This is a genomic window from Burkholderia sp. Bp8984, assembly GCF_003853755.1.
Lineage (GTDB): Bacteria > Pseudomonadota > Gammaproteobacteria > Burkholderiales > Burkholderiaceae > Burkholderia.
In genome coordinates this window covers 130,027-148,617 of record NZ_QTQN01000008.1, presented here as the reverse complement: position 1 = coordinate 148,617, position 18,591 = coordinate 130,027, and the positions used below count along the sequence as shown (strand labels likewise).

General features: G+C 68.8%; 17 protein-coding genes and 1 pseudogene. 10 read left to right on the top strand and 8 right to left on the bottom strand.

Annotation, left to right across the window (positions count from 1 at the left end; all coding sequences use genetic code 11):
• Positions 1-13 precede the first annotated feature (13 nt).
• Positions 14-778 (bottom strand): c-type cytochrome, encoded by a 765-nt coding sequence (locus DID98_RS11225; protein ID WP_044844542.1) that lies wholly within the window; start codon positions 776-778, stop codon positions 14-16.
• Positions 779-1,155: 377 nt separating this feature from the next.
• On the opposite strand from DID98_RS11225, the gene DID98_RS11220 reads away from it, so the two are divergent.
• Positions 1,156-2,088, top strand: coding sequence for a CopD family protein (locus DID98_RS11220; RefSeq protein WP_124486900.1), 933 nt, complete (start codon positions 1,156-1,158; stop codon positions 2,086-2,088).
• 139 nt (positions 2,089-2,227) lie between these two features.
• Here the strand turns inward: DID98_RS11220 and dgoD are convergent, their stop codons facing one another.
• Positions 2,228-3,376 carry a galactonate dehydratase gene (gene dgoD / locus DID98_RS11215; protein ID WP_044844540.1) on the bottom strand — a complete coding sequence of 383 codons (1,149 nt, stop codon included), beginning with the start codon at positions 3,374-3,376 and terminating at the stop codon, positions 2,228-2,230.
• Between the two features lie 119 nt (positions 3,377-3,495).
• Between dgoD and DID98_RS11210 the strand changes: the two genes are divergently transcribed.
• Positions 3,496-4,215, top strand: a complete 720-nt coding sequence (locus DID98_RS11210) for a FadR/GntR family transcriptional regulator (protein WP_260426203.1) — start codon at positions 3,496-3,498, stop codon at positions 4,213-4,215.
• Between the two features lie 27 nt (positions 4,216-4,242).
• Here the strand turns inward: DID98_RS11210 and DID98_RS11205 are convergent, their stop codons facing one another.
• Positions 4,243-4,488, bottom strand: coding sequence for a DUF1272 domain-containing protein (locus tag DID98_RS11205; RefSeq protein WP_124486902.1), 246 nt, complete (start codon positions 4,486-4,488; stop codon positions 4,243-4,245).
• A 152-nt stretch (positions 4,489-4,640) separates the two neighbouring features.
• Here DID98_RS11205 and DID98_RS11200 point away from each other — a divergent pair, with 152 nt between their 5' ends.
• Positions 4,641-4,988, top strand: coding sequence for a GFA family protein (locus DID98_RS11200; RefSeq protein WP_124570697.1), 348 nt, complete (start codon positions 4,641-4,643; stop codon positions 4,986-4,988).
• Positions 4,989-5,022: 34 nt separating this feature from the next.
• Here DID98_RS11200 and DID98_RS11195 read toward each other — a convergent pair whose 3' ends face one another.
• Entirely contained in the window at positions 5,023-8,121 is a 3,099-nt protein-coding gene (locus tag DID98_RS11195; RefSeq protein WP_124486904.1) for a transglycosylase domain-containing protein, read from the bottom strand.
• Between the two features lie 419 nt (positions 8,122-8,540).
• Here DID98_RS11195 and DID98_RS11190 point away from each other — a divergent pair, with 419 nt between their 5' ends.
• The gene (locus DID98_RS11190) at positions 8,541-8,933 is read left to right on the top strand and encodes an MAPEG family protein (RefSeq protein ID WP_124486999.1); all 393 of its coding nucleotides are present in this window, start codon (positions 8,541-8,543) and stop codon (positions 8,931-8,933) included.
• A gap of 225 nt (positions 8,934-9,158) precedes the next feature.
• Here DID98_RS11190 and DID98_RS11185 read toward each other — a convergent pair.
• Both DID98_RS11185 and DID98_RS11180 read right to left on the bottom strand, forming a co-directional pair.
• Positions 9,159-9,479, bottom strand: a pseudogene (locus tag DID98_RS11185) (LysR substrate-binding domain-containing protein); the annotation flags it as partial.
• Positions 9,478-10,395: a LysR substrate-binding domain-containing protein gene (locus tag DID98_RS11180; protein ID WP_124570696.1), complete on the bottom strand. Its 918-nt coding sequence runs from the start codon at positions 10,393-10,395 to the stop codon at positions 9,478-9,480. The gene DID98_RS11180 and the pseudogene DID98_RS11185, both read right to left, overlap by 2 nt.
• A 199-nt stretch (positions 10,396-10,594) precedes the next feature.
• Between DID98_RS11180 and DID98_RS11175 the strand changes: the two genes are divergently transcribed.
• The 4 genes from DID98_RS11175 (at position 10,595) to DID98_RS11160 (ending at position 15,141) form a co-directional block, all read left to right on the top strand.
• Positions 10,595-11,911, top strand: a complete 1,317-nt coding sequence (locus DID98_RS11175) for an MFS transporter (RefSeq protein ID WP_124486907.1) — start codon at positions 10,595-10,597, stop codon at positions 11,909-11,911.
• A 28-nt stretch (positions 11,912-11,939) separates the two neighbouring features.
• Positions 11,940-13,412, top strand: a complete 1,473-nt coding sequence (locus tag DID98_RS11170) for an amidase (protein ID WP_124570695.1) — start codon at positions 11,940-11,942, stop codon at positions 13,410-13,412.
• 114 nt (positions 13,413-13,526) lie between these two features.
• The gene (locus DID98_RS11165; protein ID WP_124570694.1) at positions 13,527-14,729 is read left to right on the top strand and encodes a porin; all 1,203 of its coding nucleotides are present in this window, start codon (positions 13,527-13,529) and stop codon (positions 14,727-14,729) included.
• A gap of 127 nt (positions 14,730-14,856) precedes the next feature.
• Positions 14,857-15,141 carry a PAAR domain-containing protein gene (locus tag DID98_RS11160; protein WP_044844531.1) on the top strand — a complete coding sequence of 95 codons (285 nt, stop codon included), beginning with the start codon at positions 14,857-14,859 and terminating at the stop codon, positions 15,139-15,141.
• 43 nt (positions 15,142-15,184) lie between these two features.
• On the opposite strand, the gene DID98_RS11155 is transcribed toward DID98_RS11160, so the two are convergent.
• Positions 15,185-15,496, bottom strand: a complete 312-nt coding sequence (locus DID98_RS11155; RefSeq protein WP_124486910.1) for a cupin — start codon at positions 15,494-15,496, stop codon at positions 15,185-15,187.
• Positions 15,497-15,578: 82 nt separating this feature from the next.
• Positions 15,579-16,262 (bottom strand): DJ-1/PfpI family protein, encoded by a 684-nt coding sequence (locus DID98_RS11150; RefSeq protein ID WP_124570693.1) that lies wholly within the window; start codon positions 16,260-16,262, stop codon positions 15,579-15,581.
• 116 nt (positions 16,263-16,378) lie between these two features.
• Between DID98_RS11150 and DID98_RS11145 the strand changes: the two genes are divergently transcribed.
• Positions 16,379-17,347, top strand: coding sequence for a GlxA family transcriptional regulator (locus tag DID98_RS11145; protein ID WP_124570692.1), 969 nt, complete (start codon positions 16,379-16,381; stop codon positions 17,345-17,347).
• 197 nt (positions 17,348-17,544) lie between these two features.
• On the top strand, positions 17,545-18,516 hold the full coding sequence (locus DID98_RS11140) for a LysR family transcriptional regulator (RefSeq protein ID WP_124486913.1): 972 nt from the start codon (positions 17,545-17,547) through the stop codon (positions 18,514-18,516).
• The last annotated feature ends 75 nt before the right edge of the window (positions 18,517-18,591 follow it).

The window sequence follows — 18,591 nt, the reverse complement described above, 5'->3', positions numbered from 1 at the left end:
TGTCTCCCTTGCCTTATTGCGGTTCGCTGCCGCAGGCGAGCGGAGTCTTCATCGAACGCGCCGGTGCCGGCACGGGGTTGGCGGGCGCCGGTTGCGCGGCGAGCCATGCGGTCACGGCCGTCACGTCTTCGTCGGAAAGCTTCGCGGCGATGTCGTGCATGCAATCCGGTGCCTTCGCGTGGCGGTTGCCCGAGCGCCATGCGCCGAGCTGTGCGCTCAGATAATCGGCGTGCAGGCCGACGAGGCCCGGGATCGCCGGCTGCATGCCGGTCAGCCCTGCGCCGTGGCAGGCCACGCAGGCCGGCAGCTTGCGCGACGGATCGCCTTGCGTGACGAGCTGCTTGCCGCGCGCGAGCGTGGCAGCCGGCAGCGTCGGCTTGGCCGGCGTCGGGTACGGCGGACGTTCGGCCGAGAAGTGCTCGGCGATTTCCTTCAGGTAATCGTCGTTCAGGTAGGTCAGCAGATAGTTCATCGGCGGGTACTTGCGCCGGCCATCACGGAAGTTGACGAGCTGGTTGTACAGGTACTCCGCCGGCTTGCCGGCAAGACGCGGGAAATAGTCGTTGTCCGTGCCCTGGCCGTGAACGCCGTGGCATGCGGTACAGCCGCGCACACGCTCGGCCATCGTATCGGGTGCCTTGAGCGGCGCCTGCTGGGCGTGCGCTTGCTCCGTGGGCTTGGTCTGCGCTTGGGCAGCGCTCATAAGGCCCGCGCCACCGATCAGGAGAACGGCAAGCAACGGACGGAAGAGGCGTCTTGAAGACACACGAGACTCCATGTTTATTCGTCGGGGACCTGTCCGGGCTACGATCGGCTCGGCGCATGGACGGCAGGACAGCCGGGCTGCTGCGACGCGGCATTCTATCATCGATGGGTAATGACGGCTATTTGGCAAAAGGTCATCGGTTCCTGCCTGTTTACGACTTGCGACAATTTGACGCGCTATCTGCACGCATCGTGCGAACCGGCGTGCGCTTTGACCATCGAAGACCGTACACTCGCGGGTCGCGCGGCGCCGCCTCCGCCGCAGATCCAGTCATTTCTCCCGTTTCCGGATTCATCGATGACGTTCCTTACCGTGCCGTTGCCGTCTTCCCGCTGTCGTTCCACTTGCCGCCGCGCCGCCGGCCGGCCGTTCCCGGGAGGATGCGCGCGATGAGGATAGACAGCTTGTGGATCGGGCAGGTCGCGCTGGCGGCATTGATGGACGCGACGTTCGCGATGGCGGTCGGCTCGGCGCTGCTCAAGGCGTGGCTCGGCAAGGACGGCGCGCGGCCGGTCGTCGCGCCGTCGCATCCCGCATGGCTGCGCGCGCAACATTCGCTGGTCGCGGCGGCGCTCGCGCTCGTGCTCGCCGATCTCGGCTGGCTCGTGTACGAAGCCGCGGCGATGAGCGGCGCGGGGCTCGGCGGTGCGTTCGCCGCGATTCCCGTCATGCTCGCGCAGACCCACGCGGGCTTCGCGTGGAGCGTCGCGTTCGCCGGCGCCGTGGCGCTCGCGATCGTCGCGCTCGCGAAGCCGGACGGCCCGGTCGCGCACGCGGTGCTGTGGCTCGCGGTGATCGTGGTCGCGGGCGGCAAGGCGTCGCTCGGCCATGCGGCCGATACCGGCCTGCTGTCCGCGGCGGTCGGCGTGCAGACGCTGCACCTGCTCGCCACCGCGGTGTGGGGCGGCCTCGTGCTCGCGGGCGGGCTCGCGGTGCTGCCGGTGCTCGGCTCGTCGGTCGCGCGCGGCGCGCTGATCCGGATCGGCCAGCACCTGTCGCGTACGTCGGTGATCGCGGTCGTCTTCGTGCTCGGCACGGGCGTGCTCAATGCACTGCGCGGGCTCGGCGGCGCGCTCGCGCCGCTCGACGGCAGCACGTGGGGGCGCGTGCTGCTGCTCAAGCTGTTGCTCGTCGCGCTCGCGCTCGTGCTCGGCGGGTTGAACCGCTTCTCCGCGCTGCCGCGCCTGCGCCGTACCGCGTCGACCGAGGATGCGCACACGTTCCGCAACATCCTGCATCTCGAGGCGCTGACGATGATCGGCGTGTTCGTCGCGGCCGCCGTGCTGGCGTCCTGCGTGCCGGGGTTCGCGGCGCTCGGCTGACGGCCGGCTCGGCGCGGCGCAGGGCCGGGTGCCCGCGCGCCGCGTGCTGCGGATGCAAGAACGGCCGCCTGCCGGGCGGCCGTCTCGAAGCCGATGCGCGGCATGCCCGCCGCGCAACGCGTCTCATCTCACCTCGGCATCACCACTCGGCGACGCTGCCGTCCGCGTGGCGCCACACCGGGTTGCGCCAGCGGTGGCCCGTCTTCGCCATCTCGCGCACCTTCTCCTCGTTGACGTCGATGCCGAGCCCCGGGCCCTGCGGGATCGCGACGAAGCCGTCCTCGTAGCGGAACACCTCGGGGTTGCGCAGGTAGTCGAGCAGGTCGTTGCCCTGGTTGTAGTGGATGCCGAGGCTCTGTTCCTGGATGAACGCGTTGTAGCTGACCGCGTCGAGCTGCAGGCATGCGGCCAGCGCGATCGGGCCGAGCGGGCAGTGCAGCGCGAGCGCGACGTCGTAGCTTTCCGCGAGCGTCGCGATCTTGCGGCACTCGGTGATGCCGCCCGCGTGCGACGCATCGGGCTGGATGATGTCGACGTAGCCGCCCGCGAGGATGTGCTTGAAGTCCCAGCGCGAGTAGAGCCGCTCGCCGAGCGCGATCGGCGTGTTGGTCTGGTTGACGATGTCGCGCAGCGCCTCGGCGTTCTCCGACAGCACCGGCTCCTCGATGAACATCAGCTTGTACGGATCGAGCTCCTTCGCGAGCACCTTCGCCATCGGCTTGTGCACGCGGCCGTGGAAGTCGACGCCGATCCCGACGTGCGGGCCGACCGCGTCGCGCACCGCCGCGACGTTCGCGATCACCTGCTCGACCTTGTCGTAGGTGTCGACGATCTGCAGCTCTTCGGAGCCGTTCATCTTCACCGCCTTGAAGCCGCGCTCGACCACTGCGCGCGCATTGTTCGCGACGTCGCTCGGCCGGTCGCCGCCGATCCACGAATACACCTTGATGCGCTCGCGCACCTGGCCGCCGAGCAGTGCATGCACGGGCACGCCGTGATGCTTGCCCTTGATGTCCCACAACGCCTGGTCGACGCCCGCGATCGCGCTCATCGTGATCGGGCCGCCGCGGTAGAAGCCGGCGCGGTACATCACCTGCCAGTGATCCTCGATCAGCAGCGGGTCGCGGCCGACCAGGTAGTCGGCGAGTTCCTGCACCGCGGCCTCGACCGTGTGTGCGCGGCCCTCGACGATCGGCTCGCCCCAGCCGACGATGCCCTCGTCGGTCTCGATCTTGAGGAACAGCCAGCGCGGCGGGACGACGAAGGTTTCGAGGCGGGTGATTTTCATGTCGCTTGTCTCCAGGGTGGACCGGCGCGGACGTGCGGACGCGGCGGCGGTCGAGTACGTGACGACGATCCTAGCGTAGCGCGTTAAAAAATAGTATTAATAGCACTATTGTGCAGATAGTGGGCAGCCGCGGCGTTGCCCATCACCGGAGAACGATCATTCAACGCGACCTGCATGGACAGACGGCCTTCCGGCTGGCGACGGCGATCCTGCGGGGCGACTATCCGCCCGAGTCGCTGCTGCCGCGCGAGCCGGACCTGATGGCGATGTTCGGGGTGAGCCGCACGGTGCTGCGCGAGGCGCTGCGCACGCTGACGTCGAAGGGACTGGTCGAATCGCGGCCGAAGGTCGGCACGCGCGTGCGGCCGCGCCGCGCATGGAACCTGCTCGACGCCGACCTGCTCGACTGGTACGCGCGCGTCGCGCCGCCGCTCGCGTTCGCGCTGAAGCTGCAGGAAATGCGCGAGATGATCGAGCCGCATGCAGCCGCGCTGGCTGCTCGCACGCATACGCCCGAAGCGTTCGATGCGATCGATGGCGCGGCGCGCGCGATGGCCGCCGCGCGCAACGTCGACGAGTGGGTGCGTGCGGACCTGCGTTTTCACCTGAGCGTGCTGGAGGCCGGTGGCAACGAACTGCTGGTGCCGCTCGGCGCGCTGATCGACCGCACGCTGGAAGCGCAATTGCATCTGAACGCGCGCCGGGCGCACGTCTACAACGCATCGCTCGCCGAGCACGTTGCCGTCAGCGATGCGATCCGCGTGCGCGACGAGGACGGCGCGCGCCGCGCGATGGCGTCGCTGCTCGCGGTGACGCGCGCGCGGATCGAGATGGCGTGACGGAAAGGGACGGGCGGTGCGGCGCCGTCAGGCGTTCGCGCAGCCGCCCGGCTTGACGATGCGCTCCGTCGATGGCGGGTACTTCGCGAGCAGGCTCGCCGGCCGCCGCGGACGCGCGACCAGGTCGCCGCCGCAGTTCGGGCAGCGGCCCTTCAGCACGTCGTCGGCGCAGGTCGCGCAGAAGGTGCATTCGAACGTACAGATGCGCGCTTCCGCTGAATCGGGCGGCAGGTCCTTGTCGCAGCATTCGCAGCCGGGGCGCAGTTCGAGCATGACGGTTTTCCTTGGTCGGAGAGGGTCGGGACGGGCGCCGCCGGACGTTGCGTGCGGCGCATGCGAGCGCTACTGTACGCGTTTGGACCGGCCTGGCCAACGGTGTCCGCCCGGATACCGCCGACGCGCACGGGCCGCCCCGGGAGACGACCATGCTTTATCACGGAAGCTGTCATTGCGGCGACGTGAAGTTCGAGGCACAAGGCGACCTGCAGGGCGTGATGGCCTGCAACTGCTCGATCTGCCGGCGCAAGGGCGCGCTGATGTGGTTCGTGCCGCGCGATCACATGACACTCCTCACGCCCGACGACAATCTCGCCACCTACCTGTTCAACAAGCACGTGATCCGCCATCGCTTCTGCAAGCGCTGCGGGATCCACACGTTCGCCGAGGGGACCCATCCGGACGGCACCGCGATGGCCGCGATCAACGTGCGATGCCTCGAGGATGTCGATCTCGATGCGCTGCCCGTCACGCACTACGACGGCCGCTCGCACTGAGCGGCGCGTCGTTGCATGAGCGCGCGGGCCGCCGTCAGGACGGCTCGACCTGCGGCGCCGGCGTTTCCGCCTGCGGCGCGGGGCCCGTCGTGCGCGTGCCGGCCGCGGCCGGGCGTTCGATCAGCGGCGCGAGCGCCGGCGCCATCGACTTCAGCAACTGCACGGCCATCGCGCTCGTGAAGTCGTAGCGCGCCGCGTAAGGTTCGTGCGCGGTCGCCGTCAGCACGCCGAAGAAGCGGTCGCCGAGCACGAACACGAACGTGCCGCTGCGATTGACCTTGCGCGACTCGATCAGCCGCGCGCCGCGCGCGTAGACATTGAAGCGCTGGTCGCCCGTCCCGGTCTTGCCGTAGACCTGCAGCGTCTTGCCGTCGGGCAGCGTGAAGCCGCCCGACAGGCGCCGCGCCGTGCCGTTCAGCACGACGTCGCGCAGCAGCGTGCGCGCCACGTTGACGATCTCCGGCGACAGCATCGGCTGCGGCTGCGCGGCCGCGCGCACGAAGCGCGTTTCGTACGGCGTGCCCTTCGCGAAGTCGAGGCGCGTGATCGTCTCGGTCGGCGCCTTTCGGCCGCCGGTCGCGATCAGGCCGATCAGTTTCGCGAGCGCGTCGGGCTGGTCGCCCGATGCGCCGATCGCGGCCGCGTAGGACGGCGTGACTTCCTCGAACGGGTAGCCGAGTGCGCGCCACGCCTTCGTGATTTCCGCATACGCGCGCAGCTCGACCATGCGGCGGATGCGCCGGTCCTGGGTCGCGTGGTAGCGCGTCTTGTACAGCCACGAGTACGTGTAGAAGCGCGCATCGCGGCTGTCGCGCCGGACCTCGGCGAGCGACGCGTTCGGGTGGGCGCGCAGGTAGTTGAGCGTCCACAGCGCGAGTGGGTGGACGCTCGCGATATAGCCGCGATCGTTGAGGTTGAAGCGGTCGATCGCGTATTTCGCGTAGAGCGCGGCGAGATCGTCGTCCGACAGCGTCGCGGCCGGCGTGCCTTTCAGCTGCGCGCGCATCTGCGCATCGAACCACGCGAGCGATTCGTTCGGCGCGACGCTGCGCAGCACCGTCGCGATCTTCGGCGGCGACTTGCGCACGGTCTGCAGCAGCAGCGCGAGCGCATCGTCGGGCGCCTTGCCCGCATAGCGCGTGTAGTAGCGCTTCACGTAGACCTGGCTTTCGCCGTCGACGAACTGCTCGAGGTAATGCTTGCGCTGCGCCGGATCGTCGAGCCACGACGACGACGGGCCGGCCGCCTGCAGCATCTCGTAATGGACGATGTCGCGCATCAGCCGCACGAACACGAGGTTGACGGAGTGCTCGAACGCCGTATGCAGCGTCAGGATGCGGCCGTTGTCCGATTTCTCGAAGTTCGAGAACACCTGCGCGCCGCCGCCCGTGTAGAACACGTCGGGGCTCGCCGAGTACTTGCGTTCGACCGACGCGTCGAGCATCGCCTGCAGCGAGCGGTCGCGCGTATGCGACAGGTAGTCGAGCGCCCAGTGCGACAGCCCGTCGAGCGGGTCGGGCTTCACTTTCGCGAGTTGCGCGTTCGACAGGTTGCCGTAGCGCGCATGCAGGTCGGAGACGATCTGCAGGTAGGTGATCAGTGTGCGCAGCTTCGCGGTCGAGCCGAGGTTGATGCGGCCGCCGCGGTTCACGTCGAACGGCTGGTTCACGCTGTCGGTCTGCACGCGCAGCATGTTCGCGCCGTTGCGATGCTCGTACAGCGTGAAGCTGTACGTGAGGTGCGACGGGTCGTCCTTCGGCGCGAGCATCTCGAAGCCGTACAGGCCGGCGGCCTGCGCGCCGTCGCGGGTCGACGCCTTCGCGAGCCGTTCGGCGACCGCCTGCTGCACGCCGTTGTCGAGCGTGCTGGTGGCTTCCAGGTCGAGCTGGTCGAGCTGGTACAGGTCGCTGATCCCGAGTGCCGACAGCAGCGACGCGCGCGCGGACGACACGGCCTTGCGCGACACGAACGACTGCACGTGCGCGGCGGCCGGCGGCGCGCTGCGTTCGATCTGCGCGGCAAGCGCCGCATCGCGCAGCGCGGGCGAGATCACGCCGCCGTTCGACAGGAGCCGCAGGTAGCTGTCGGTCAGCTTCTGCAGCGCCGGATAGCCGCGATTCAGGAAGTACGACGGCGCGCGCTGCGCGATGATCAGCGACAGCACTTCGCGGAACGTCTTGCCCTGTTCGTCGACGTTGTCGCCGGTCGTCGGCGCGGACAGGATGCGGTTCACGTCGTTGAAGTCGCGGCCGTACCACGCGGCGAGACCGTCGCCGATGCCGGTGATTTCTCCCACGTGCGGCCGCGCGGCGAGCGGTACCGAGTTCAGGTAGCGCACGACGATCGCGCGGCGCGCGAGCATCGTCTGCGGGCCGTTCATGTAGGCGAGGATCGACGCGGACGCGATCTGCCGCAGCTTCTCCGGCGGCGTCGCGGTGCGGCCGTCCGGCGAATGGCGGAACTTCTCGATTTGCGTCGCGAGCGTGCTGCCGCCCGGGCGTGCCTGATGACGGTTGACGACGTGCAGCGCCTGGTCGGCGAGCGCGCGGCCGAAGCGGCCCCAGTCGATCGCCGGGTTGCGGTTCGGCTGGTTCGCGTCGAGCAGGTAGCGATCCTCGATGAACAGCAGCGAATCGGCGACGACGCGCGGCACCGTGTCGAAGTCGGCGTACACGCGTTGCGGGAACACGGTCGCGAACAGCGGCGAGCCGGTCGAGTCGAACAGCATCAGCCCGGCCTGGTCTTTCTCTTCGTAAGGCAGGAACAGGCCGCGATCGGCGAGCGACAGCATCCGTTCCGAATCGCGCGCCTGCTTGCCGATGACGAAGCCGCGCGCGAGCAGATGTTGCTGGAACGCGGGAAGCAGCGAATAGCCGAGGCGCTGGTCGTACGGCCCGTTGACGGGGAAGCGGATGTGATCGCTCGCGCCCGCCTCGACGGTATAGCCGATGTCGCGGGTGAGCTCGGACAGGTAGCGCGCCTGCAGGCGCGACGTCTCGAACTCGGTCATCACGAGCCGGGCAATGATCGCCACCGCGATCACCAGCGCGGCGAGCAAGGACCACTTGATCCACGTCCAGACCGATGCACTCCCGGTCACGCGCGGCAGGATGCGATTCAGCGGCCGATTCATGGCGGCGTCTCCCTGAAGGCGCAGGCTCCGGCCGCACCCCATTAAGGATTAGTGTAGTCCTCCGCAGCGGGCTGCCAAGGGTGGTTCACTACCGAGATGCGTCGGCGCAACGCGCATGCCTGTGACATGCGGGAACCGGCCGGTGGTGCGGTGGCGCGTGTCGCCGTGACGTAACGTTTGCGCGTTCCGCTCGCGTGCCCGCGTGTGTCAACGGCGACGAGGGTGGCCGTGCCGATCGCGCTGATCGTTTTACGCACCGGCCTTGTGCATTGCGAAATCGCGACAAATCGGGTCCGATCGTATTGCCGAAGTCATGGCGCGATGCGCGACGAAGCTACGCGTTTCCGAGATAGCCGGATGCACGGGCCGCAGGTACGATCGCCGGATATGGGCGCATGTCCGTTTTCGCCGGGGGTGCCATGTCGATTCATCCCGTCGCGCTCGTTTGCACGGCGATCCTGGGGTTGATGCTGTTCGGGCTCGGCCTGGTCGTGTCCGTCACGCGCTTCCGGCGTACCACCAATTCCGGGTGTGCGTCCGATCCGACCGACGGATTGCACAAGATCGTGCGCGCGCATGGCAACACGGCCGAATACGCACCGTTTCTCGCGGTGCTGTTTCTCTATTTCGGCGCACACGACCCATCGCGCGCGATCGTCTCGTTGATCGTCGCGGCAACCGCGTGCCGCTGCCTGCTCGTGATCGGATTGCTCGCATGGCCGACCATGGCGAGGCCGAATCCCCTGCGTTTCATCGGTGCGCTCGGCACGTATCTGTGCGGCGCCGCGCTATGCGTCGCGCTGTTCGTCTGAGCAGGCCGCTGTCGCCATGGCAGCTTCGCGGGATCGTGCCGCCGCGCGGTCTCGACGAAGCAGTGGATCAGCTGGCCGCACGACCGAATCGCGCACCTGCTTGCCGATGACGAAGCCGCGCGCGAGCAGTTGCTGCTGGAATGCGGGAAGCATCGAATAACCGAGGCGCTGGTCGTACGGCGACGCCGGCGTTGGTAAAAATGGCGCGTGATTACAGCCTTTCATTCACCTGACGAAATGATCGATCAGGTGATCGATGAAAAGCCGCGCGTTGCGAGGAAAATGGCGCCGGCTCGGGTATACGACGTTCATCTCGAGTTCCTCGAGCCGATAGTCGGCGAGCAGTTCGCGCAGCCGGCCGGCGGCGAGATCCGGTGCGGCGAGGAAGTCCGGCAGCACCGCGATGCCCATGCCGGCGAGCGCCCAGTTGCGGATCAGCCCGATGTTGTTGGGCTCGTGGTGCATCGACGCGATCGTTTCCTCGACGCGGTCGATTTCCTCGATTACGTGCCGGATCTGGGCGAGGTACAGATGACCGGCGTCGCTATCGCCACAGAAGCTTCGCGGGATCGTGCCACCGCACGGCCTCGACGAAGCAGTGGATCAGGTAGTCGCACGCGACCGTGTTGAGCGCGTCGCGGCGCGTCAGCACGCCGGCCGACACGGTCGGAATCGTCTCCTTCACGTCGATCGTGACCATCCGTTCCCGGATCCAGTCGACTTCCATGAAATGCTTCGGCACGCACGACACGGTGTCGGTGTGCACCGACAGCGAGAACGCCGCGCTGAACGAGGTGCATTCGACGATCGGCTGCGGCGCCCGGTAGCCGTGCGCGACGAACACGTTCTGCAGCAGCCGGCCGATGCTTTCAGGCGACGTGTTCAGCACCCACTGCGCATCCTGCAACTGCGCGAGCGACGTGCAGTGGCGCAGCGGATTGCTCGCGCGCGTCATCAGGATCAGCTCCGATTCGAGCAGCGGCCGGAACGTGAATTCGGGTGACAGCCGCGTCGCATCGACGATCGCGATCACGAAGTCGAGCGAGCCGTCGCGCAGGCGCGGCAGCGCCGTGTCGAGAAAGCCTTCGCGCACGTCGAGGCGGATCGTCGGCATCCGCTGCCGAAACGCGTCGAGCGCGGCCGGCAGGAAACCGAGCGACATCAGCGGCGTCAGCGCGCACGCGAGCGCGCCTTCCTTGCCGCCTGAAAGCTGGATCACGTCGTCGCGCGCGTGCTGCATCTCCGCGAGGATCAGGCGCGCACGCGCATAGACGGCCTGCCCGAAGCGCGTGAGCTGCGCGCCGCGCGCGTTGCGCGTGACGAGCGGCACGCCGAGGTCCTGCTCGAGTTCGCGGATCGCCTTCGTGAGCGCGGGCTGCGACAGGTGGATCGCGCGCGCGGCGGCGCGCAGGCTGCCGTGTTCGGCGATGGCGGCAAGCGCCCGGAGCTGGTGGTGTTTCACGGCGTGGCAGGGCGCGGCGGCAGTGGCGACCTTCGCATCCTACACCGCGGCGGCGCGCGAAAAGCACGCGATAACCGGGCGTTATCACGATCGGAAAATGTCGCTCCGGGCTGCGTATTTTGAATGCCTAGACTGCATGCGCAGGCCGTCGAACGGGCCGCGCACCAGACCCGCATAACCAGTACGGAGACTCATCTTCATGAAGGCGCCCCGAGCGGACAGCATGTTCGGCGGGCATGTCGGCGACGTTGCCGCATCCCCGTCCAATCGCCAGCTGATCGTCGCGATCACGATCGGCAACGGCCTCGAATTCTTCGATCTCACCGTGTTCAGCTTTTTCGCGGTGCTGCTCGGCAAACTGTTCTTTCCGGCCGCGTCCGCGCAGCAGCAATTGCTGATGTCGGTCGCGACGTTCGGCGTCGGCTTCATCGCGCGGCCGGTCGGCGGCGTCGTGATCGGGCTCGTGGCCGACCGCTTCGGCCGCGTGCCGGCGATGAACCTCACGCTCGTCACGATGGCGCTCGGCACCGGGATGATCGGCATTCTGCCGACCTATGCGCAGATCGGCATCGCGGCGCCCGTGCTGGTCGTGCTCGCCAGGCTGCTGCAGGGCTTTTCGGCCGGCGGCGAGGTCGGCGTGTCGACGTCGCTGCTCGCCGAACGCGCGCCGCCCGGCGAGCGCGGCTACTACACGAGCTGGCAGTTCGCGAGCCAGGGCGCCGCGGCGCTGGCCGGCTCGTTCGTCGGCTTCCTGCTGTCGCATTTCCTCGCCCCCGCCGCGCTCGAATCGTGGGGCTGGCGCGTGCCGTTCCTCGCCGGCGTGCTGATCGCGCCGGTCGGCCTGTATCTGCGCGCGCGCTTCAATGCGATCGAGCAGCACGCGCCGGCCGCGGCCGCGCGGCGCTCGTCCGCGGTACTCGGCACCGTGCTGCGGCGCGACGGCGGCGCCGTGCTGACCGCGCTCGGCCTCGTGGTCGGCGGCACCGCGGCGCACTTCATCGTCCTCTATTACATGTCGACGTACGCGATCCGCGTGCTGCACCTGCCGATGGATACCGCGCTGTGGTGCGGAATCCTGTCAGGTGCGGTGATGTTCGTCGCCGCGCCGATCGGCGGACGGCTGTCGGACCGCACCGGCAGCAAGCGCGTCGCACTGTGGACGCGCGTGGCGCTGACCGTGCTGATCCTGCCGGGCTTCTGGCTGATCCGTGCGGTGCCGTCGATCGCGACGATGTACGCGGTCGTGATGCTGCTCGCCGCGCTGCACTCGATCAATGCCGGCGCGAACGGCGTGATCCTCGCGGAACTGTTTCCGAAGAGCACGCGGGCGACCGCGCTGTCGATCGCGTATGCGGGCGGCGTGTCGATCTTCGGCGGCTTCGCGCAGTTCATCGTCACCTGGCTGATCGGGGCAACCGGCAATCCGGCCGCGCCGGCGTGGTACGTGATCGTCTGCGGCGTGCTGTCGCTCGTCGCGCTCGCGTTTGCGTCCGATCGAAGCGCTCAGGATGACTGACCGATCTTCCTTTTCTTCCATTCGCCCCATGACCACCACCGTTTCGTTTTCGTCGTCGCCGGCCGACGTTGCCGCCGGCGACCTGTGCGACCTGCCCGCACGCACCATGCTCGATCTGCTGAAGGCGCGGCAGATCAGCGCGTGCGACCTGCTCGATGCGCATCTCGCGCGCATCGCGACGGTCAACCCGCGCGTGAACGCGCTCGTCACTGTCGTCGATCCCGATGCGCTGCGTGCCCGCGCACGCGAGATCGACGCACGCTGGGCGCGCGGCGAATGGTTGGGGCCGCTGCACGGGCTGCCGGTGTCGCAGAAGGACCTGACCGCGACGCGCGGCGTGCGCACGACCTTCGGCTCGCCGCTGTTCGCCGATCACGTGCCGCAGCACGACGCGCTGATCGTGCGCCGCTGCGCGAGTGCCGGCGCGCTGATGATCGGCAAGTCGAACACGCCGGAATTCGGCGCCGGCTCGCATACGTTCAACGCGGTGTTCGGCGCGACCCGCAACCCGTGGGACCTGACGCGTTCCGCGGGCGGCAGCAGCGGCGGCGCTGCCGCGGCGCTCGCCTGCGGGATGAATCCGCTCGCGTGCGGCAGCGACATGGGCGGCTCGCTGCGCAACCCGGCCGCGTGGAACAGCGTGGTCGGGCTGCGGCCGTCGCCGGGCCGCGTGCCGCGCGCGCCGGACCTGAACGGCTGGGCGACGCTCGGCGTCGACGGGCCGATGGCGCGCGACGTCGCCGACACCGCGCTGCTGCTGTCCGCGATCGCCGGGCCGAGCGGCGAAACCGCGACTGAAATCGCGGAGCCGGGCGCGCGCTTCGCGCAGCCGCTCGAACGCGATTTCCGCGGCACGCGCATCGCGATGTCGCGCGGCTTGCCCGGCGTGCCGGTCGATCCGGAGATCCGGCGCGCCGTCGATGCGCAGGCGCGCGTGTTTGCGTCGCTCGGCTGCGAAGTCGAATTCGACGATCCCGATCTTTCGGAAGCCGAAGAAGTATTCCGCATCGAGCGTGCCTGGATGATCGGCACGCTGGTCGACGGCTTCGACGAACGGCAGCGTGCCGCGCTGAAGCCCGAACTCCTCGACGAATACCGGCTGCATCGGTCGCTCTCGGCCGCGGATCTCGGCCGCATGTTCGTGCGCAAGACACGGCTGTTCGACCGGATGCGTGCGTTCATGCAGCGCTATGCGTTCTACCTGCTGCCGACGACGCAGGTGATGCCGTTCGACGCCGCGCTGCGCGTGCCCGCCGATGTGCGCGGTATCGCGAACACGACCTACATCGACTGGATGCGCGTGTGCTGGCTGCTGTCGTCGACCGAGGCGCCGATCCTGTCCGTGCCGTGCGGTTTCTCCGCGACCGGCTTGCCGATCGGCATGCAGATCGTCGGCCGCTACCGCGACGACTGGGGCGTGCTCCAGTTCGGCCATGCGTACGAAGTCGCGGCCGGCAGTCGCCGGACGCTGCCGCCCGTCGTCGCCGACGCGCTGCGCTGACCACTTTTCCCGGCTGATAGCGGACCGTTCCGGTCCGTGCCGGCAGGCCGCGCGCCTGCGGGGGGCGCGCACGCCAGCGTTTGGCCATTCGACCCGCGCAATGGAGATCTCTCGATGAAACAACGGCTGTTGGCAGGCGCGGGCGTCGCGCTGATCGCGGGTGCGGCGCACGCACAGAGCAGCGTCACGCTGTACGGCATTATCGATGAAGGGCTGACTTACTCGAGCAACGTCGCGGTGACCGGCGCGAACGGCGTGGCAAGCGGCAAGCCCGCGCTGCGGATGCTCGGCGGCGTGCAGCAGGCGAGCCGCTGGGGGCTGCGTGGCAGCGAGGATCTCGGCGGCGGGCTGAAGGCCGTATTCACGCTCGAGAACGGGTTCGATCCGAGCACCGGCAAGCTCGGGCAGGGCGGGCTGATCTTCGGCAAGAAGGCGTTCGTCGGGCTGTCGGGACCGCTCGGCACCGTCACGCTCGGGCGGCAGTACGACACCAACGTCGACTTCCTCGGCCCGCTCGAGGCCGCTGCGCTGTTCGGCGGCTACATGGTCGCGCACCCCGGCGACCTCGACAACGTGAACAACGCGAACTCGACCAACGACGCGATCAAGTTCACCAGCAACGACTACGGCGGGTTGCGCGTCGCCGCGATGTACGGGGTCGGCGGCGTGGCGGGCGCGACGACGCGCAACCAGGTGTGGTCGGCCACGGCCGGCTACACGCGCGGGCCGCTCGCGGTGGCGGCCGGCTACCTGAATGCGCGCAATCCGAACGTGTCGTTCTTCGGCACGACCGGCAGCCCCGCGCCGACCGTGGGCGGCGTGCCGGGCAACAACATGCTGTCGCCGGTGTATTCGGGCTATGCGTCGGCGCGCACGTTGCAGGTCGTGGCGCTCGGCGGCACCTATGCGATCGGTGCGGTGACGCTCGGCGCGATGTACACGAACACGTCGTTTCGCCAGCTCGGCGATCTGTCGTCCGGCCCGAATCCGGGTGGCGTGTCCGGCAACGCGGTGTTCAACGACGCCGAGGCGAGCGTGCGCTATCAGTTCACGCCTTACCTGTTCGGCGGCGTGGCGTACGACTACACGCGCGGCGGCGGCGTGGACGGCCGCGACGGCGCGACGTATCACCAGGTTGCCGCGGGGCTCGACTATTTCCTGTCGAAGCGCACCGACGTCTACGTGAGCGCCGTGTTCCAGCGTGCGTCGGGCACCGACTCGACCGGGCATGCGGCGGTCGCGGCGATCAACGGCCCCGGCGCCTCCGCGAACGACCGGCAGTTCCAGGCGCGGATCGGCATGCGCCACAAGTTCTGATCAGGGAGACGGCGAGCGGCTGCGCGGTGATATCCTCGCGAAACGCCCGCGACCGACGGGTGGATACCGACTGCCCGCACGCGGCCCGACGCCGTGCTGCGCGGCGTTTCCGAGGGAGAGCCGAACCATGAGCCGCAAATTCATTCTGAAGGGCGACACGACCGATCACGGCGGCGTCGTGCTCGACGGGATCGCCAATTCGTCGTTCGACGGCCGCGAGCTTGCCTATCTCGGCGCGCCGGTGTTCTGCGCCGCGTGCAAGACCCAGGGGGTGATCGTCTCCGATGGCGGCGAGCGGACGATGACCGTGATGGGCAAGGTCGTCGCGCTCGAACACGACCTGTGCCAGTGCCTGTGCGCGCCGCAGCCGAAGCTGATCCCGTCGCAGGGGACGGGCACCATCTCGGGCTGATGCCCGTCGACTCCGTGCGACGCGCGCGGCGCGCCGCCCGTCGTCAGACGCTGCCTGCGGTCTCGATCACCAGAATGCGCGCTTCTCCGAGCGGATGCGCGACATGTTCGGTGCCGACCGTCGCATGGAAGACGTCTCCCGTTTCGAGCACCGTCGCGTGCTCGATGCCTGCTTCGCGGTAACGCATCTCGACGCGGCCGTCGAGCACCGCAAAGACTTCCTCGCCGTCGTTCACGTGCCACCGGTACGGCTGATCGGTCCAGTGCAGGCGGACCGTGATGCCGTTCAGGTTCGCGATGTCCAGCGCGCCCCATGCGCGCTGTGCGGTGAAGGCGGTGCTGCGGATGATGTTCATCGGTAGGTCCGGTCCGTGAATGTGAAGGCTGCGGAGCGCGGGCAGGCTGCACGTCCGCGCGCCGGTTTCCGTGTACCGGGGATCAGCGCGACATCGCGCGCAAGGCCGCGTCGATCGTCTGCTTCCGCTTCTCGAGCCCCGCAGCCGAACGCTCGGTCACGCGCTTCAGGACCGATGCCGGCGCGGTATCCGGCGAGCCTGCATCGAACGGCGGCGCGGGCGCATATTCGAGCGCGAGCTGGATCGCCTGCGCCTCTTCGTCGCCGACCAGTTCGGCGGCGATCGTCAACGCGAAGTCGATGCCGGCCGTCACGCCGCCGCCGGTGATCAGGTTGCCGTCGCGCACCACGCGTTCGCGCACGGGCACCGCACCGAGCGGCGCGAGCAGCGCATGAAACGCCCAGTGCGTCGTCGCGCGGCGGCCGCGCAGCAGGCCGGCCACGCCGAGCAGCAGCGCGCCCGTGCAGACCGACGTCACGTAGCGCGCGGCGGCCGCGCGCTGCTGCACGAACGCGATCGTTTCGGCATCGAGCAGCAGCTCGTTGATCCCGATTCCGCCGGGCACGCAGATGACGTCGAGCGGCGGGCAGTCGTCGAACGTGCAGGTCGGCGCGAGCGCGAGGCCGCTGCTCGACGCGACGGTGTCGCGCGATTTCCAGACCAGATGAACCGCCGCGTCGGGCAGCGATGCGAGCACGTCGTGCGGGCCGGTGAGATCGAGTTGCTGGACACCCGGAAACACGAGAAAGCCGATATGCACGGTCATGCGAACACTCCGAAGGGAAGGGGCGGCGCCGCGGCCGGCGCACGATGGACAGATCGATTCTAGGCGCGTAGTGTTTGGCGAAATTGCCAGATCGCCCACGTTTTCAGCCAATCGCCATGCCAGCCGCTCCGCGCTCGATCCTGATCCTCGCGTTCCCCCGTGCGCAGTTGCTCGACGTGACCGGGCCGCTGCAGGTGTTCGCCTCCGTCAACGAACTCGCGCAGGAGTGCGGCCGGCCCGCGCCGTATGCGCCGCGCGTCGTGGCCGCCGAGGCGGGGCCGGTCGAGACGTCGTCGGGGCTCGTCGTGATGGCCGATTCGCTGCGCTCGGCCGGGCGGCCCGACACGGTGATCGTGGCCGGCGGCAAGGGCGTGCAGGCCGCGTCGCGCGATGCGCGCACGGTGCGCTGGGTCCGTCAGCAGGCGCAGCGCGCACGACGTGTCGCGTCGGTCTGCACCGGTGCGTTCCTGCTCGCCGAGGCCGGCCTGCTCGACGGGCGGCGCGCGGTCACGCACTGGGCGCGCTGCGACGAATTCGCCGCGCGCTATCCGAACGTGCGCGTCGAGCCCGATCCGATCTTCATCCGCGAAGGCGCGCTGTGGACGTCGGCCGGCGTGACGGCCGGCATCGATCTCGCGCTCGCGCTGGTCGAGGAGGATCTCGGGCGGGCGATCGCGCTCGATGTCGCGCGCGAACTCGTCGTGTTCCTGAAGCGGCCGGGCGGGCAGGCGCAGTTCAGCGCGATGCTGTCGATGCAGCGCACCGACGACCGTTTCGGCGAACTGCATGCGTGGATCGCCGAGCACCTGACGGCCGACCTGTCGGTGCCGGCGCTCGCCGAGCGCGTCAGCATGAGCGAACGCAGCTTCGTGCGGCACTACCGCGCGGGGACCGGCCGCACGCCCGCGCGCGCGGTCGAACAGATTCGCGTCGAGGCCGCGCAGCGCTTGCTCGGCGAAACCGCGTGGCCCGTCAAACGGATCGCCACGCGGTGCGGCTTCGGTTCGGAAGAGACGCTGCGGCGCAGTTTCGTGCGCGTGCTCGGCGTGTCGCCGCAGGGCTATCGCGAGCGGTTCGTGCGATAACGTGCCGGTGCGCGGCGAGCATGCCGCGCGTGGCAACCGGGGACGGAGCCGTCGACGTTCGGAACTGCGCGAATCGCGATCACTTTCGAGTCCGAAACGCTGCGACTATTCGGGCGAGGAGAACAATGGGCGGGGGCTTGTGCCGCACGCGTTGCGCGCTCTATTCTGTTCCGTTGGCGATTCGAAGGGGGCGCAGCATGGACCGCATCCAGGCAATGGAAGTTTTCACCCGCGTGGTCGACGCGAACAGCTTCACGCGCGCGGCCGACACGCTCGCGATGCCGCGCGCGTCGGTCACGACCATCATCCAGAATCTCGAGGCGCTGCTCGGCGTGCGCCTGATGCACCGGACGACGCGCCGGCTGTCGCTGACGCCGGAGGGCGCCGCGTATTACGAGCACTGCGTGAAGATCATCTCGGAGATCGCGGAAGCCGACGCGAGTTTCCAGACCGGCAACCGCAAGCCGAGCGGCGTGCTGCGCGTCCACATGCCGAGTTCGCTCGGGCGGCGCGTCGTGCTGCCGGCGCTGTCGATCTTCCGGCAGCGCTATCCGGACATCACGCTCGATCTCGGCCTGGCGGACCGCTACGTGGATCCGGTCGAGGAGGGTATCGACTGCATGATCCGGGTCGGGCCGCTAGAAGATTCGTCGATGGTCGCGCGGCGGATCGGCATGCTCAAGCGTGTGACCTGCGCGTCGCCCGACTATCTCGCGCGTCACGGCGAGCCGCAGGAGATCGCCGACCTGGCGGACCATCATGCGGTGAATTTCCGCGCGAGCCACGGCGCGCGGGCGATTCCGTGGGTGTTCATGATCGAGGGCAAGCCGGTCGAGGTGCGGATGAACGGCAGTGTCACCGTGAACGATTCGGATGCGTACGTGACGTGCGGGCTCGAAGGGTTCGGGATGATCCAGCCGACGCTGTTCATGGTGCTGCCGAACCTGCGCGACGGCACGCTGGTCGAGGTGCTGCCCGATTGCAATCCGAAGCCCAAGCCGATCTCGATCGTGTATCCGCACAACCGGCATCTGTCGCAGAAGGTTCGCGTGTTCGCGGACTGGATCGCGGAGCTGTTCGAGTCGACGCCGGCGCTGGAGGGCGGGGAGAACTGGCGGGGGAAGGTGCGGGCGGCGGCCGTGGAGGAGCGGGGATCGGTGGTGGCGTAACGTGTGGGATGCGCGTGCCTGCAGGGCAGGCGACGCGCGAATTCCTCGCACGCGCCGGATGACGCAATGAAAAAA